This window comes from Paenibacillus sp. FSL L8-0340 (genome assembly GCF_038593145.1).
Lineage (GTDB): Bacteria > Bacillota > Bacilli > Paenibacillales > Paenibacillaceae > Paenibacillus_AQ.
This window is the reverse complement of record NZ_CP151967.1, coordinates 2357312-2371174: the sequence shown is the minus strand read 5'-3', so window position 1 is coordinate 2371174 and position 13863 is coordinate 2357312. Positions and strand designations below refer to the sequence as shown.

The following is a 13863-nucleotide window of genomic DNA, read 5'->3' as shown; positions in this document are numbered from 1 at the left end:
CCTCATATCTCCTCTGTAGACGTGAAGTGTTTAAACGCTTCGGGTGAGATGCCATTGTATTTCTTAAACACCCTGCAGAAATATTTGGTATCCTGATAACCACACTCTGCGGAGATTTCATATATTCTGAGCTTGTTCGCGGACAGCAGCAATTGAGCCCGCCTCATTCTGGCTTCCGCCACATGATCGGAGAATGTTTTTCCCGTACGGTTTTTAATCAACGTACTAAAATAGGAGGTATTAAAAGAAAAGTGTGCGGCTGCTCGTTCAAGAGACAAATCTTCCTTCAGATTCTCCTGAATCCAACTCAAGCAGCCCGTAACGATAATTTCGTTTTTATCCAGCCGTGCCTGTTGTAATGCATAATGAACCTTCTGTAAAGTAACCTCTACCAGCGCAATCAATTCTGTATAAGATCCACAAGCTTGAATTTCCATAATCGCCGTTTTCGTTAGAAGATCCCCAAGCTGGCGGTCAACGATATTTCCCGCCCTGCTTTTAACCTTCATAAGCAGCAGCGAGGCATTTTCTTTTAAAATAATCGGCTCTGTATGCCCATCATCTGAAAGCGCTCTGAGCGCTCCAATACACATTTCTATAGCCATGTCCGCATCATTTCCCTGCAGAGCTTCAAAGAGTTTATCCATGTCAAGTGTCATTAGATGCTGGGACAGCCGCAGCTCATCCTGAAACAGAATCCCTTTCCAGCAGTCATGAAAGTTAAACTTATTTACGGTTTGGGCTGCCCTGTAAGCTTGCGGTGCTTCTTCCAATAATGATTTACATTCCAGTCCTATCCCGTGGGTAAGCTGACCTGTATTCTCCCATTCTGAGGATAGAGCGGAAGCGATGGCACGAATTTCATTTCTTTTCTCCGGGGTAAGGGTGGCTTTACGGATAATTGTGACGGCTTGGACTCCATTCTCCAGAAGTACATTCAAAGGAATCGTAACAGCTTCCCCCGCTGCCATCCATCCTTGCTCCAGGCTTCGCAGTAAGCAAGCGCTTTCAATATTACCATGACGGTCGGGGCGGATTCTGAGCTCTGAGAAAATAACCACTCCGCCACCCTGCAGCCAATCATACGTATCCAGTTCATCCCGCTCAAGATTCGTTAAGCTTCCGTTTAGCCAGGTTAAATATAAGCGGTTTCTATAAGCGGAGGAGGTATGGTGAAGGCGCAACTTCAACTCCTCTGCTTCCAGGTTCAGCATCGATTCTGTGAGCAGCTCCTGCTCTATACGCCGCAATACATCCTCTATCTTCTCTGCCTCTACAGGTTTTAATAGATAGTCATATGCACCATGTCTAACGGCAATCTGGGCATACTCAAACAGATTATAAGCTGACACCATCACAACCTTCGTTTGAAGTTCTTCTTTTTTGAGCTGCTGCAAAAATGTAAGCCCGTCCATATTGGGCATACGGATATCCGTCAGCACGACATCCGGACGTTCCAATCTGACAAGCTCTAACGCGCTGGACCCGTCTTTTGCAACCAGGACTCGAACGTTAGGACGCAGATTGTTGATTAGATTCGCCATTCCTCGAAGGTGTCTGGGTTCATCATCAGCGACCACTATTTTCATCCCATTCAGCCCCCTGTTCAATTTGGTGAAATGTTTCATTTATTGTAACGGAAAAAAGCGCCTTCATGTAATAAGGCGCCAAAATTCCGCTCAGGCTTATTGCCTTTAATCGAAGTAAACGGCTTTCCCTGTGCGTGCAGATTCATAAAGTGCCTCCAAAATCAAGGAAACTACATACGCCTGCTCAGGTCTTACGAGCGGTTCCTTATCCTGCTCAACCGCTTCAATCCACTTTCGCATCTCCAGGTCAGGCGCACTTACCTGAGTGCCATCGTAGAATGCTACTCCGCCTGCGTTCAGCTCAATCTCATTTTTATACAAGCGGCCATGCTGTTCTCCGTTAATCCGCAGGCCCTCTTTCATATCCGCGCCGGCTTCCGTTCCGCTCAAGCTGCATTTTGCCTCATCCACCTCCAGCGAGTTCAGGGCCCAGCTGGATTCCAGCATGATCGTTGCACCATTCTCCATAACAATCATTCCAAACGCCGAATCCTCTACTTTAAATTTGGCAGGATCCCAGGGTCCCCAGGCATTTGCAGCATTCTCCCGTTGGGACAGCTCATGATATTTGGTTCCCAAAACGACCTTAGGCTGGTAATTGTCCATCATCCATAAGGTCAGATCAAGCGCATGGGTTCCTATATCGATGAGCGGTCCTCCACCCTGCTTCTCCTCATCAAGAAAAACGCCCCAGGTAGGTACTGCTCTTCTTCTGATGGCATGTGCCTTAGCGTAATAAATATGGCCTAATTCTCCTGCTTCGCAGAGCTTTTTCAGAAATAGACTATCCTCTCTGAAACGGTTGTTATATCCTACCGTTAGTTTTTTCCCGGTTCGCTTGGCTGCATCAACCATTCTTTTGGCCTCTGCTGCTGTCTTGGCCATCGGCTTCTCACACATGACATGCTTGCCGGCTTCTAGCGCAGCGACAGAGATTTCCGCATGAGACTCATTGGGAGTAAGCACATGAATAATATCAAGTGTTCCATCTTTAAGTAACGTTTGATAATTGGTGTAGACTTTTGCGTCCTTGCTTCCATATTGTTGTGCTGCTGCTTCAGCCCGCTCCTGAACGATATCGCAAAACGCAACCATTTCAATATTGTTCAGCTTGCTTAAACTTGGCAGGTGCTTCCCGTTCGCGATTCCGCCACACCCGATTATGCCTATTCGATACACTTTACTCATACCTATCATCCTCACTTTATCGTATGTTTCCCGTTTCTATAGGTCGCGGGAGTTATTCCTAACCGCTTGCGAAACACATTATGCAAATAGTTAGCATTCGTAAAACCTTCAGACTGTGCAATCTGTTCAATCGGCTGGTTGCCCTCCGACAGCTTGCGGCAGACACCTTCCAAACGGATATTCTCAAGAATCTGGGAGAAGGATTGATCAGGATTGACCTTATTAAAAATCCGCTGCAGCTGTCTGGAGCTGATATTCAGCTTTTCTGCAACATTGTCCAGCGTGACAGCCCCGGAATAATTAGCCCTGATATACTGAATAGCGTATTCATATCTGTAGCTCAGCATATCCCGCACCGGCGCTTCCGCTCTAACCCCTTCCGGATCATACGCTCTTGCTGTTTTTAACAAAATACTGATTACAAACTGTTTGATGGCTGTATAATATCCGGTGAACTTATCCTCACAAGCTTCATAGGCTTCCAGAAAGCAGTTCATGGCATGATGCCGGTCATGGATCGGAATGAGGGGGAGTTTCCACAGTTTGTCGATACATTCTTCCGCTTCTGCCGCCTCCCACGGGTCCACTTCTACTCTTCTTTTCTGTCTAATATCAATATGGAGGCAAAGTTCGTCCATGGCTTCTTCCGGGTCAGCCTCCTGGTAATGCATCACACCCGGCCCCGTTAAATAAAGCATCCCCTGCGATAATGGGTACTCCTGCTCAGCGAGAATTACTTTCCCTTTACCTTTAGGAATAAAGTGAAACTCAAACTCTGCATGATTATGGAAATCTATAATTTTTCCGGCCGGGAATGAGGTTAAATGGAACCTGAGTACAACAATCTCATAATGTCCCCATTGAACTGTAATATCGAGTCTCTCCAGCAAATCCGGCTTTTGAGACATCGTTTGGTAGATCATGCCCTTACATCTGCTAACGGGATGACCCGTCCTTCTTTTGCCGAGCGATTGGCAGCTTCCATTAATCTGGTCAGTTCTATGGCAGTCTGAATATTATTATCCGCAAAAGTATCACTCTGTATATGATTGACCCATTGATGAAAGGCACTGTCGTGATTATCTTTTATTGGAATCTCCGTCCAGCTAGCCGAGGTACCCTCAGGTTTATTCGTTCTAAGAAGTAATTTATCCTCCGGCGTTCCGAAGAGCAGCGTTCCTTCTGTTCCGTGAACCTCGATGGTAAACGGCGAATGGCTGTTCACAAATCCGGCCTCTACCACACCGATCGCCCCCGAGGTTGTAAACAGGGTTGCTACTGCATTGTCCTCCACGTCTTTCCCTGTGATATATCCAAAATTGGCACTTACACCCGTCACATCCTGACCTAAAAATAGGCGGGTTAAATACATAGGATGGCATCCCAAGTCGATCAAAGCGCCTCCTAAGCATTGTTCCTTATTATAAAAGTGCTCAGGCAGCCAGCCGGCAATGGCCCCATTGTGGGATAAGCGAACTCTGACATACGTTATCTCTCCCAGTAGCCCCCCGCTAATCAACTCCATAATGGACAAAGTGTACCCGTCGTTCAATCGCGGCAAGGACACGGTAATTATCACTTGATTCCGATTTACCTCGGTAATAATATCATCCACTTCCTGCACTGTCGGAGTGATAACCTTCTCGGTAAAGATATGTTTGCCTGCTTTGGCGGCGGCCACTATTACCTCCTTATGAATGTTTGTCGGCGCATCCACGATGACAGCGTTAACATCCTCCTGGGCCAGCATATCATCGAGAGACTCGAAGTAAGGAACCTTCAACGTTTCAGCCGCTTCTTGTCCTCTTATCACGTCTTCGTCCCATACTGCAGCGATAAACGTATCCTCATGCGCCTGCGCTTGCTTAACATAGTCCCAAGCATGCACATGCCAAAAGCTGACTAGACCAATGCCAATGCTCATTTTCCATAACCTCCAACATATAGTATTCTGACATCCCACTATAAGGTAACATATCTGAGCCGCTTTTTTTAATAGGAAAACACGACAAGTTATATATAATATTACGACATAGTCCAAATTATTATCTAGTAAAGCTTACTGTGACCAACGTGTGACTACGGCCCTTTTTCACGAAAAAAACACAGCACAAAAACGCCCCCGGACATTTCTGCCCAGAAACGATTTTTGTGTCTTTGCCAGACTTTCCAATTTAAAGATTTGCAAGATCGGTCCCTCTGGAGGCGATGACTTTCTTGTACCAATAGAAGCTTTTTTTGCGTATGCGTTCCAGGGAGCCGTTACCTTCATCGTCCTGATCGACGTAGATATAGCCGTAGCGTTTTCGCATCTCTGACGTGGAAGCTGAAATCAGATCAATGCAGCCCCAGCTTGTGTAGCCCAATAGTTCCACGCCGTCGGCAATGGCCTCGGCCATCTGCTCGATATGCTGAGCCAGATATTCGATGCGGTAATCGTCCTTGATTGTACCGTCCGCTTCAATAACATCTGCAGCACCGAGACCGTTCTCCACAACAAACAGCGGGATCTGGTAACGGTCGTGCATCTCCTTAAGGACAACCCGCAGACCGGTCGGATCAATCTGCCAGCCCCAATCTGAGGTCTTCAGGAACGGATTCACCAGACCCGACGACAGATTACCCTCTGTCCGCTCTGTGATACTCTCGTCCGTACTGACCGTTGAGGACATGTAGTAGCTAAAGGAAAGGAAATCAACCAGGTTCTCCTTCAGAACAGCTTCGTCCCCCGGCTCCATCTCAATGTTTACTTCATAATCAGCCAGATGCCGTTTGATGTATGACGGATAATACCCCCTGACCTGAACGTCGGAACAGAACTGGGCCATTTGGTTCTCTCCCTGTGCCTTCAGCACATCCCCGGGATGGCAGGAATACGGATAGATCAGTTTGCGGGCCAGCATGCAGCCTACCTGGAACTCCGGATTAATCTCCCTTGCACGCTTGATAGACAGAGCACTGGCAATGAACTGGTGATGCAGCGCCTGAAACGCAGCCTGCTTCTCATTCTCTTTACCTTCGGTCAGCACACCTCCCCCCAGAAACGGAAAGCGGATTACTGCGTTGATTTCGTTAAAGGTCAGCCAGTACTTCACCTTGTTTTTATAGCGCAGGAAGACCGTGTCCGCATAACGGACGAACAGCCCGACCAGTTCGCGTGACTCCCACCCGTTGTAACGGGTAACAAGTTCCACTGGCATCTCGTAGTGCGAGAGCGTAACCAGTGGCTCAATGCCATATCTGTTCAACTCATCAAAAACATCATCATAGAAGCGTAATCCCGCTTCATTCGGCTCTTTCTCATCCCCGTTTGGAAATATACGGGGCCAGGAGATCGACATCCGGAACACTTTAAAACCCATTTCTGCGAATAAGGCAATGTCTTCTTTGTAACGGTGATAGAAATCGATCCCTCTGCGTTTGGGGTAATTCCCCTCCTTCGTATCCCAGATAGCGGCAGTAAGCTCCGCTCTGGAGATGCTGAGAGCATGCTCAAGAGCTTTGCGCTGTCCCGGCGGAACGTATTTGACCACATCTGCGGTAGACAACCCTTTGCCGTCCTCGCAATACGCACCTTCAACCTGGTTGGCTGCAACCGCTCCGCCCCACAGGAAATTCTCCGGAAACTGATTAGGCATCGGATAAGCCTCCTTATTCATTTAATTTACTGCGGCCGCCGTCTTAGACTCAGCCTGCTGCTCCAGCTCATAGGCTTCGAAATCGGCTTTTTTGAAGAATGGATAATAAATTGCAAAGCTTACCCCGATCATTACCAGTTGGAACGCGGATACGCGCCAGCCTCCGTTCATCCAGCCATTAACCAGCACCGGAATACCAAGCGGCACTTGAATACCGTGCAGAACCGGCAGAATTCCGATCGAAGTCAAAAGAATAGCCAATCCGCTGCTCACCAGTGGGGTTAGAATAAACGGAATCATGAAACGCACGTTAAGCACCAGCGGCATCCCGAAGATGACCGGCTCGTTAACTCCAATAATACTTGGAATAATTGCAAGCTTGCCCAGCGTTCTATACCGGGTAGACTTGGCGAACAGCATGGCAATAATCAGGCCAAGCGTTGCACCCGCACCACCAATCAGCACATAGACCGGGAAGAACGGCGAACCGATAATATGAGTGCCTTCTACACCTCTTTGGTAAGCATCCAGATTCTCAAGTCCAAGCGCTACCCAGATCGGTCCTACTACGGAGTAAACCACCAATGTACCGTGAACACCGAAGAACCACAGCAAATGGATTAAGAAAATACAGATCAGCATTGCCCACCACGTACCACCGAGACTCGTTAGCGGCAATTGGATAATGGAAAAGACAAACTCATGCATATTTCCATATTTCGTCGCTCCGAAAATCGCTGTCAGGATCAGCATCACGAAAACAATAATGAAGCCGGGAGTCAATGCGGCAAAGGATTTCTCAACAGTAGGCGGAACACCCTTTGGCATCTTGATATAGATTTTTTTCTCCAGCAGGTAAGTATACAGTTTGCCGACAATGAGGGCTACAATAATGGCTACGAACAGCCCCTTGGCTCCCAGCCAGGAGTAACCAAAGGCTTTGGTGGCGCCATCGTCCAGGAGCCCCTTTGGAGTAACCAGCAGAAAGCTCATCAGTGCGAGAATTCCTGCCGAGAATCCCTGTTGTTTAAGCTGTACCGCAAAATTGTAAGCGATGGAGAACACTGCATACAGAGCGATTAAATCGGTTGTTATCGAAGCCGGAATCGCAGTGTACGTCTTCAGGCCGGAACTTTCCAGGAAGTTCTGGTAAGGCTCCAGCTTCAAAGCATTAATCAGGGAAAATATCGCACCCAGGATCAATATCGGCATCAAAGCCATCAGCCCGTTGGAAATAGCACTGATATAATTGTTTTTTTGAATCTTGGTACTGGCTTTCTGGATTTTGCCCCTCCATTCTGCGCCGCTTGCCATGAACTAAGCCCCCTTCTCCATAAGTTCAATTGCGGTATCCAGCACTTTATCCCCGTCCATCATGCCATAAGCCATCATCTCAATTGTCGTTACCGGGATACTAGGATATTCGGCAGCCAAATCTCCTTCGGCGAAAAAAACAAAAGACCCGTTGCCAAATTTGGCACGGATCTTTTATTACTATTTGGACATCGTTTTATTTGAACCGCTGGGCTTGCCTTGAAGGCATAATGGTTAGTTCCGGAATGCTGACATGCTCAGGCTGCTCCAATGCATAAAGTGCTGCCTCTGCAACATCATCGGGATGTAACGGCAGAACTTTCGAAGCAAATGCCCTTATCTCATCCTCGGAATACCCGGCCACCTGAGAAAATTCCGTTGCCACCGCCCCGGGCAGAATCGTCGTAACGCGAATCCCCTGATCGATTGTCTCCAAACGTAATGCAGACGCTATGGCGTTAACGCCGTATTTGGTAGCGCTGTATGGACCTCCTCCGGCAATCACTTCCTTGCCTGCAATGGAGGAGATGATGATGACATCTCCCTTACCCTGACCCAGCATTGGCGGAAGCCCGTAGTGCAGCGTTAACATTAGACCGTGTACATTCGTCTTGTACAGCTCCTCCCATCTTTCCAGATCCACTTCTACCAATGGACTTCGATACCCGAATCCGGCATTGGCAACTATAATATCGAGACGGCCCCAGCGGTTAATCGTTTCATTGACCACATGCTGTACTTCTTCAGCCTTTTGAATATCAGCAGGTACCGCCATAACCTCGTATAATCCCTCTTTATGCAATTCCTGAACCAGCTCATCCAATCGATCCTGCCGGCGTGCCACTACAGTCACATGGGCGCCGCGTTTTACCAGTTTCCTGGCGATCGATGCCCCGATTCCGCTGCTGGCGCCTGTCACCAAGGCCACTTTACCGGTCAGACTCTCCTTCTCATTCCAAGATAGCTCCAAATCATCCAGATTCATTTTGCACCCTCCCAGATTCCAATCTTATTTTGTTAAAAGCACACGATGGACACCCTTGCTGCCTCCAGGTGCCGTTCCAATATATAAATAACCATTATGGCTTGCAGCCGTAGTTACACCATACAGTTTGCCTTCCGGATCATGCCAGCTTCCGATTAGCTCTCCCTGCGGACTGAACTCCGCAGCAAGCCCATGCTTCGCCGGTGCACTTGCGCCGTTAAGCAGCGACTGCGGCACTTTAGCCATGGTACTGGCCAGCCAAGGGTTGCTATGCATCTGATCTACAAAAGAAAGGCGAGTCGTGAAGATACCGACCCAGAAATGACCTTGGTCATCACGCGTAATGTTGTCTGGAAAGCCTGCGAGATTGTCTGCGAAAATATCCGATGTACCCTTCTTCGGTCCTTTGATCCAGTATCTGGTCAACTGATAATGATACGATTCTGCCACAAGCACAAAATCTTCATCCGCAGACAAGGCAACCCCGTTTGCAAAATAGAGACCTTCTAACAGAACGGTCGTCTTCTTGGTCATTGGATCGTACTTCAGCAAACGTCCATGCGGCTTGTTCTCGGCCATTTCTTTGAAGGTCACTCTACCATAATTAGAAGTATCGGAGAAATAAATGGAGCCGTCCTTGGCAATATCAAGCTCATTAGCTAAATAGATCGGCTTGCCGTCCACTTGATCGGCCAATACCTCTATGCTCCCGGATGGGTTTATAGACAGCAGTCCCCTCTGGACATCCGTAACGATCAAATCGCCTTTGGCATCGAATATAAGTCCATTAGGCGTTCCCTGGGTGTCTGCAAACAGTTGTGCTTTTTGCGGATTGCCCTCTGCATCGAAAGGAACCCTGTAAATTTTCCCGTCTGAATCTCCTGTATATAGCTGGCCTTCTTTATCGAATGTAATGAATTCCGGGAATTGAGGGGCATCAGTAACTAGCTGAGCCGAACTGAGTTTGTTGTTCTGTTGCCACGGACCCGCTTCCTCAAAAGAGGGAGCCGTCGGTGCGGACCATTTTAACGGTTTGACCGGTGAAGGATAAAGTAAGAAAACGAGTAATCCTACAACGAGCACCGCGAGCAGTGATAGAACCCATCTGGATATCCTAGCACGCAGTGAGCGTTTAGGACGATTCACACCTTCAGTAAGTTTAACGGAGTTTACTGGTTTATTGGGCATTAGAGTGCCTCCTGTATCATTTTTGAGTGATTTTAGATTTGGACTACGATTTTACCAAAATATTGCTTTCCTTCAGCCAAGAGCGCGAATGCTTCTGCAATTCGCTCTAGAGGGAATACACGGTCGATGACGGGATGTAAACGATGATGGGCAATCGCCCGATTCATCTTTTCAAAGTGATCCCGGTTGCCGACTTGACTGCCGCGAACTGTTGCGGCTTTGTGCAAGATGCTGGAGACATCGTATTCCGGAATGGTCAAGCCTGATAAGAACCCGACCATACTCACCGTCCCTCCAGTACGAAGTGCATTTATGGATTTCCCCATCGTTGCCGCACCTCCAACATCCAGAACATGGTCGACGCCGCCAGTCAGCTCTAATACTGCCTTATCCCAATCAGGAACCTCCGAATAGTTGATTGTTTGCCATGCGCCAAGAGTTTTTGCCCGTTCCAGCTTATCGTTGCTGCTCGACGTGATGATGACTCGTGCTCCGGTCATAAGCGAGAATTGAAGCCCGAAGATGGAGACACCGCCTGTTCCTTGCAGCAGCACAGTATCACCCGCCTGCAAACCACCGTATTCGATTAGCATGCTCCATGCGGTTAATGCCGCGATCGGCAAAGTGGAGGCCTCCTCATAAGTGAGGTGATCGGGAATAGCGACGACTCCGTCTTCATGAAGAACAACATACTCGGCCGCTACTCCATTCAACGGACCTCCCAGACTTTCTTCTAACACCCCTGGTCTTGGGCTGCCGCTAATGAAGCGCTGTTGAAAATTACCTGCTACTCGTTGTCCGGCCTGAAATCTAGTTACTCCTGGGCCAATGGCTACAATTTCTCCCGCTCCGTCTGATAATGGAATGAAGGGGAATTTGACTTGGATCGGCATTAATCCGCCGAGGACCACTAAATCCCGATAATTGAGAGAAGCTGCCCTCATGCGGATTAGCACCTCCTTAGGGCCTGGCACTGGTTTGCCAAGTTCCGCCATGGTTAATTCCTCAAAGCCGAAGCCGTTTGTCAGTTGTATAGCTTTCATTGTATTGTCCTCCCTGTAAGATCAGATTGATTACCCGGATTCTTATTATTGCTGCTGTATCCTTCACGCAGACGAAGCATGCTTCCAACAAGCCGAAGACTTTGCTTTGGTGTAATAAAACGTGATAACTGCGCCCCCAGATAATTCTGTACACGCGAATTGCTCTCGAATACCGGAAGAAGTTCCCGTGACGAGCGCCTATTCCCCCTTATTTGTCATAGTGGTGCTCTCCTTTTTGATACTATGTTATAATATAGAAACACCGTTACCATTACTCGAAAGTAATTCTTGTTTTTTCAATGTTAAGTACCGTGTATTCACGGTAACAGTGTTTCCTTTAGGTATCATTGTATCCACTCCATTTCAGAAAGTCAATATGATCTTTGAGCTCCATCGTTTATTGACAAGTGAAGGAAGGACAACTGTATACAATTCCTGGTGACGAAAGTTGAAAACCTACCGAGAAGGTCGCATGCAAAATACTGAAAATCTCCACAAGCTCGACGAGGAAGCATGCGCCGTACTGTAAACGCCATGAGGCAATGATTAACCATGATCAGCAACGCGCAAGAACAAGGACTAATTCACACCGAATCCGATGTCCCTATATTCTGGAATTCGCTCCACGGCGTCATTTTGAAAGATGGAGGCTGTTTTTAAGCCAAGCTGTTGTAATGTTCATGGTACTACTACTGTGAATTTCCGGTTGCGTAAACGGTACGAAGTTATTTTTTACAGTACAGTGATTACAGACTACTGCTTGAGGAGCATCCCGATGTTTTCGACTATCAGCAGACGCTAAATGATGAAATGCTGATTGTAGTCACTAACTTCTCTGCACAAGAGCAGACCGTCGTCTTGGATGCCGCCTTCAAAGCCGCTTCTGGTGACTAATTATCCTTCCTCAGAGCGAACCCGAAACAATCTGAAGACAGGACAAAGACCGCCTTATGGATTACATGCTTTCCATCACAAGGCGGTCTGTAGGTTCCCAGAACCCGTTGCAGTATCTTCTAATTATCTACAATTGCGTTTGACAGTCTCGTTCATGTCAGCGATTGGAACACCGGTCCCGTTCGCGGAATGTCCACACCAAGCGCTCACGTCGACCTGTGTAAAAAACGAGGGCATCCCAACCAGCCATTCATGGCTTTAGGAACTCCCCCCATTACTTTTAATAATCGGTGCTAATTGTTATATCATGGTAGGTCGAAAATAACTTTTGCATACCCGTTAACTTTTCCATTGCCCGCTGATAGGCATCACTCCCTAAAAGAATTCGCAAAGGAACATCACCACGATTCACCAGATCATATATTACCTTGGCAGCTTTGTTAGGGTCTCCCGGCTGGTGTCCAGATAATTCTCTAAGGTTTTTGATATTTTCACCTGCCGTTGCTTGATATGCTTCAATAATATTTTCATTTTCAGTTGCAGATCTGCTTGCAAAATCCGTGTTAAAATCCCCTGGTTCTACCAAGGAAATATTAATTCCTAGAGGCTTAACTTCTTGACTTAAACTTTCGGAAAAGCCTTCTAAAGCGAACTTAGTGGCATGATAGTATCCGAAACCTGCAAATGCACGTAAACCGCCTAGAGAAGATATATTTAAAATAGTTCCGCTCTTTTGCTCTCTCATAATTGGTAGCACATGATCTATCATGTGCTTGACTCCCCAGAAATTAACAGCAAACATATTTTCAATTTGCTCATCATCAGCATTTTCAACAGGTGAGAAGTAGGCATAACCTGCGTTATTAACAAGAACATCAATTCCGCCAAACTTTTGCTTGGTTGCTTCAACAACACTTTTAATGTGCTGACTGTTTGTGACGTCTAACGGTAAAACCAAAAGATTGTCATTCTCCTGAGCGCCAGGCAGGTAAAGTTCTATGTCTAGCGGATTACGCGATGTTGCTACTACTTTGCACTTTTTAGCTATTAGCTCTAAAACTATGGCTTTCCCTAGTCCAGTCGAAGCTCCCGTAACAAACCATACCTTATTTTCCACCAATCATTATCCTTTCTCTATCAAGCATTTATAAGTTATGATAAATATACAACCTGAGAGTTACTCTCAGTCAAGAGAAAGGAAGCATATCATGTACACCATTAATGAGGTAGCAAATTTCACAGGGTTATCTCCCCATACTGTAAGGTTCTATGCTAAAAAAGAGCTATTTCCAAATATAATCAGAAATCATCAGAATGTACGTCTTTTTTCCTCAAAGGACGTGGAATATGTTGAAATCGTCAAAGCACTGCGCATGACAGGTATGTCGCTTGAGAATATCAAACAATACATCGATTTATGCGAACAGGGTTCAGATACCGTGGAAGAACGCTATAACATCATAAGAGATCAACAATTATTGGCAGAAGATTACCTTCAAGAAGTCACACAACAAATTATGTTGCTACGAAAAAAAGTTAATTATTATCAACAAGCTATTAAAGAGGGTGAAGAAAATATAATTTGGAATCCTCACATATGAAAGTTGAAAGACACAAGTGGTATGAAAAATGGATTGTCCCAACTGTTCATTAAACAAACGTTTTGTGAAATTCTAAGAAGAAATGAACCAGTGGTTTTAAACAGATCTGTGTTCCCCGCTTCTGCTTCATCCTCCCGCTTCCCGAAACAGCAAAGAAACGGCATTTCTGCCGTTTCTTTAGGATGGACTCTCAGGGGCTCGAACCCTGGACAAATAGATTAAGAGTCTACTGCTCTACCAACTGAGCTAAGAGTCCATATGAAATTTGGTGGAGCCAAGGGGGATCGAACCCCTGACCTCATCGCTGCCAGCGATGCGCTCTCCCAGCTGAGCTATGGCCCCATGTGGCTGATTTAGAACTACAACTATGTATTCTAAAATCCGGAGTGAGCTGTTAGCTCCCATCGCTTCGTCATGTTTAAG

The 13863-nt window shown here is 46.8% G+C and carries 11 protein-coding genes and 2 tRNA genes; 1 reads left to right on the top strand and 12 read right to left on the bottom strand.

The annotated features are described in order from the left end of the window. Positions 1 to 2: 2 nt before the first annotated feature. The 10 genes from NST07_RS10380 to NST07_RS10335 all read right to left on the bottom strand — a co-directional run bounded on the left by NST07_RS10380 (position 3) and on the right by NST07_RS10335 (position 12956). Positions 3 to 1589: a response regulator gene (locus NST07_RS10380; protein WP_342481489.1), complete on the bottom strand. Its 1587-nt coding sequence runs from the start codon at positions 1587 to 1589 to the stop codon at positions 3 to 5. Positions 1590 to 1694: 105 nt separating this feature from the next. Then, positions 1695 to 2777 carry a Gfo/Idh/MocA family oxidoreductase gene (locus NST07_RS10375; protein WP_341378035.1) on the bottom strand — a complete coding sequence of 361 codons (1083 nt, stop codon included), beginning with the start codon at positions 2775 to 2777 and terminating at the stop codon, positions 1695 to 1697. 11 nt (positions 2778 to 2788) lie between these two features. After that, positions 2789 to 3700 carry a helix-turn-helix domain-containing protein gene (locus NST07_RS10370; protein WP_342481488.1) on the bottom strand — a complete coding sequence of 304 codons (912 nt, stop codon included), beginning with the start codon at positions 3698 to 3700 and terminating at the stop codon, positions 2789 to 2791. Beyond that, a complete protein-coding gene (locus NST07_RS10365) occupies positions 3697 to 4701 on the bottom strand; it encodes a Gfo/Idh/MocA family oxidoreductase (RefSeq protein WP_342481487.1) in 1005 nt (334 codons plus the stop codon). The genes NST07_RS10370 and NST07_RS10365 overlap by 4 nt, the downstream gene beginning before the upstream one ends. Before the next feature lie 250 nt (positions 4702 to 4951). Beyond that, positions 4952 to 6415, bottom strand: a complete 1464-nt coding sequence (locus NST07_RS10360; RefSeq protein WP_342481486.1) for a 6-phospho-beta-glucosidase — start codon at positions 6413 to 6415, stop codon at positions 4952 to 4954. A gap of 21 nt (positions 6416 to 6436) precedes the next feature. After that, positions 6437 to 7729: a PTS transporter subunit EIIC gene (locus NST07_RS10355; protein WP_342481485.1), complete on the bottom strand. Its 1293-nt coding sequence runs from the start codon at positions 7727 to 7729 to the stop codon at positions 6437 to 6439. 196 nt (positions 7730 to 7925) lie between these two features. Then, the gene (locus NST07_RS10350) at positions 7926 to 8714 is read right to left on the bottom strand and encodes an SDR family oxidoreductase (RefSeq protein ID WP_341091487.1); all 789 of its coding nucleotides are present in this window, start codon (positions 8712 to 8714) and stop codon (positions 7926 to 7928) included. 24 nt (positions 8715 to 8738) lie between these two features. Next, positions 8739 to 9902, bottom strand: coding sequence for an SMP-30/gluconolactonase/LRE family protein (locus tag NST07_RS10345; RefSeq protein WP_341091486.1), 1164 nt, complete (start codon positions 9900 to 9902; stop codon positions 8739 to 8741). Between the two features lie 32 nt (positions 9903 to 9934). Beyond that, a complete protein-coding gene (locus NST07_RS10340) occupies positions 9935 to 10945 on the bottom strand; it encodes an NAD(P)-dependent alcohol dehydrogenase (protein ID WP_341091485.1) in 1011 nt (336 codons plus the stop codon). A gap of 1174 nt (positions 10946 to 12119) precedes the next feature. Further along, positions 12120 to 12956 (bottom strand): oxidoreductase, encoded by an 837-nt coding sequence (locus tag NST07_RS10335; protein ID WP_341091484.1) that lies wholly within the window; start codon positions 12954 to 12956, stop codon positions 12120 to 12122. A gap of 91 nt (positions 12957 to 13047) precedes the next feature. Between NST07_RS10335 and NST07_RS10330 the strand changes: the two genes are divergently transcribed. Next, positions 13048 to 13440 (top strand): MerR family transcriptional regulator, encoded by a 393-nt coding sequence (locus tag NST07_RS10330; protein WP_074107374.1) that lies wholly within the window; start codon positions 13048 to 13050, stop codon positions 13438 to 13440. Between the two features lie 183 nt (positions 13441 to 13623). On the opposite strand, the gene NST07_RS10325 is transcribed toward NST07_RS10330, so the two are convergent. Both NST07_RS10325 and NST07_RS10320 read right to left on the bottom strand, forming a co-directional pair. Further along, a tRNA-Lys gene (locus NST07_RS10325) sits at positions 13624 to 13696 on the bottom strand. Between the two features lie 10 nt (positions 13697 to 13706). Continuing rightward, positions 13707 to 13782: transfer RNA gene (locus tag NST07_RS10320), tRNA-Ala, on the bottom strand. Positions 13783 to 13863 lie beyond the last annotated feature (81 nt).

Bases quoted from the DNA above. Each gene is read 5' to 3' on its own strand.
- NST07_RS10345 (WP_341091486.1), bottom strand. From the start codon at position 9,902: ATGCCCAATAAACCAGTAAACTCCGTTAAACTTACTGAAGGTGTGAAT.
- NST07_RS10375 (WP_341378035.1), bottom strand. From the start codon at position 2,777: ATGAGTAAAGTGTATCGAATAGGCATAATCGGGTGTGGCGGAATCGCG.
- NST07_RS10365 (WP_342481487.1), bottom strand. From the start codon at position 4,701: ATGAGCATTGGCATTGGTCTAGTCAGCTTTTGGCATGTGCATGCTTGG.
- NST07_RS10370 (WP_342481488.1), bottom strand. From the start codon at position 3,700: ATGATCTACCAAACGATGTCTCAAAAGCCGGATTTGCTGGAGAGACTC.
- NST07_RS10350 (WP_341091487.1), bottom strand. From the start codon at position 8,714: ATGAATCTGGATGATTTGGAGCTATCTTGGAATGAGAAGGAGAGTCTG.
- NST07_RS10380 (WP_342481489.1), bottom strand. From the start codon at position 1,589: ATGAAAATAGTGGTCGCTGATGATGAACCCAGACACCTTCGAGGAATG.
- NST07_RS10340 (WP_341091485.1), bottom strand. From the start codon at position 10,945: ATGAAAGCTATACAACTGACAAACGGCTTCGGCTTTGAGGAATTAACC.
- NST07_RS10330 (WP_074107374.1), top strand. From the start codon at position 13,048: ATGTACACCATTAATGAGGTAGCAAATTTCACAGGGTTATCTCCCCAT.
- NST07_RS10360 (WP_342481486.1), bottom strand. From the start codon at position 6,415: ATGCCTAATCAGTTTCCGGAGAATTTCCTGTGGGGCGGAGCGGTTGCA.
- NST07_RS10355 (WP_342481485.1), bottom strand. From the start codon at position 7,729: ATGGCAAGCGGCGCAGAATGGAGGGGCAAAATCCAGAAAGCCAGTACC.